Annotated in this window: 1 protein-coding gene; it reads left to right on the top strand. The window is 44.0% G+C overall.

Annotated features, from left to right (window positions below; all coding sequences use genetic code 11):
- Nucleotides 1-2,100 (top strand): phenylalanine--tRNA ligase subunit beta (gene pheT, locus PX481_RS00615; RefSeq protein ID WP_288093103.1); only part of this gene is annotated, 2,100 nt, incomplete at its 5' end.
- Nucleotides 2,101-2,335: the final 235 nt, after the last annotated feature.

The raw sequence follows: 2,335 nt of genomic DNA, 5'->3' as shown, positions 1-2,335 counted from the left end.
GGGGTAAAATCGGAAGGGATGATCTGTTCCCTCGCAGAATTAGGATTAACTAAAGATTCTGAAGGAATCCACATTTTTAGCCAGGAAAATCTCCCTTTAGGTACAGATGTTCGTCCCCTTTTAGGACTCGATGAGGTGATTTTAGATATTTCTCCCACCGCTAACCGCGCCGATGCTTTGAGTATGATCGGAGTCGCGCGAGAAGTAGCGGCTTTGACAGGAGGAGAATTAAGCCTACCAAAAGTGAAATTAGGAGAATTTTCCCCTAAAAAAGATTTATCTCTGGAAATATCAGAAAATAAAGCTTGTCCTGCTTATATTGGTACGGTGATCGAGGGGGTAAAAATTGGCCCATCTCCGCTATGGTTGCAACAGCGTTTACAGGCTGCCGGATTGCGATCAATCAATAATGTGGTCGATATTACTAATTATGTACTTTTGGAGTGGGGACAACCTTTACACGCTTTCGATCGCGATCGTTTACAGAGTTTTGCCGGAGGGAAATCCGTTACTATTGGGGTCCGTTTTGCCGAGGAAGGGGAAAAAATCATTACCCTTGATGGTCAGGAAAGAAGCTTAAAAGAGCTTAATTTATTAATTACTGCCAATAATAAGCCGGTAGCTTTAGCGGGGGTGATGGGAGGTCAAGATACGGAAGTTAACGAGGAAACCGTTAATCTTGTGCTAGAGTCGGCTTTATTCGATCCGATCGCTATCCGTCGTTCCTCAAAAGCGCAGGGTTTACGCAGCGAATCTTCCGGACGCTATGAACGCGGTGTTAATCCCGCCGCTTTGGAATATGCTTGTCAAAGGGCGATCGATTTGATTCTAGAGTTAGCTGGGGGAACTGTCAGCAGTCAGGTTAAAGCTGATTATCGCGCCGAACGGTCCAGGGGTTCGATCGAATTGCGTTTACAACGTTTGCAGCAGCTACTGGGTCAAGTTACCCTAGATGATGGTGCGATCGGTGAAATTATCGCCGAAGATGTGGAACGGATTTTAGGCAATTTGGGCTGTGAATTGCAGTTAACCTCGAAAAATCCTGTTCTGTGGACTGTGACAGTCCCAGACTACCGTTATCGGGATTTAGAACGGGAAATTGACTTAATTGAAGAAGTGGCGCGACTGTACGGATATGATCGCTTTGTCGATACTTTGCCAGCAAAAACCGCAGCCGGAGGATTATCCTTTGAGGAAACTATACAGCGTCGGCTGCGGGAAGCTTTTCGCGCAGTGGGTTTGACGGAATTAGTCCAGTATTCCCTAGTTAAACCGGAATTAGCGGAAGTTGTCCTCGCTAATCCCCTTTTTGTCGAGTATTCTGCTTTGCGGACTAATCTCCTAGACGGTTTAATCGAAGCGTTTGAGTATAATCAGTCTCAGGGTAACGGTTCCTTAAATGGCTTCGAGATCGGGCGAGTTTTCCGCTTAGAATCGGATAATATCAACGAATACGATGCAATTGCTGGTATTTTCGGCGGTGATTTCTTCCCTGCCGGACGTTGGCTGCGATCGGGTAAAGAGGTGGCCATGACTTGGTATGAAGCAAAAGGGATTTTAGAAGCAGTATTCGATCGCCTTTCGCTGACAGTAAGCTACGAAAAATATGCCGAAGATGCGCGTTTTCACCCCGGACGAACAGCCTCTTTATGGATTGGTAAACAACCCTTAGGAATTTTTGGTCAACTACACCCGCAATTGCGTCAGCAAAAGGGATTAATTGAGGCAGTTTATGCCTTTGAAATCCAGTTCCCGATCCTGTTAGCAACTCTTAGCGATAGTGCCAAAATTACCCCGCGTTTACAGGTCTATTCTACCTATCCGGGGGCTGCGCGAGATATCGCCTTCTTTGTTTCCACAGATATACCCGTAGATAGATTGACAAAAACTATCAAAAATGCTGGGGGAACTCTTTTAGAAAAAGTCGAATTATTCGATCGCTATCAGGGGCAGAATGTGCCAGAAAATCATTGTAGTTTGGCCTTTAGTTTAGTCTATCGTGCCAGCGATCGAACTTTAACCGATGAAGATGTGGAACCCTTAATGACAAAAGTGCGAGAAGCTTTAGTTAAACAGTTCCAAGTTTCTTTAAGAAGTTAAATTCAGCGATCAATTATCAGTTATCAGACATCGACCTTATATTATCTCAAGAATAATCTCACACATCGCTATCAATATCGCCTCTAATGATTACCGGCTCTTCGGGAATTGTTATGCAAATAATTAACTTAAAATAAAATTCGATGAGAGCAACTACGCTCAAAAGTAGCTGAAATTCATACAGGAAAGGACTTAAGGCACAAATAGGTTAATACCAAAAGATAGACAATTGAGT

The organism is Microcystis sp. M53603_WE2, from assembly GCF_030065435.1.
This window is presented reverse-complemented; position numbering and strand designations above follow the sequence as displayed.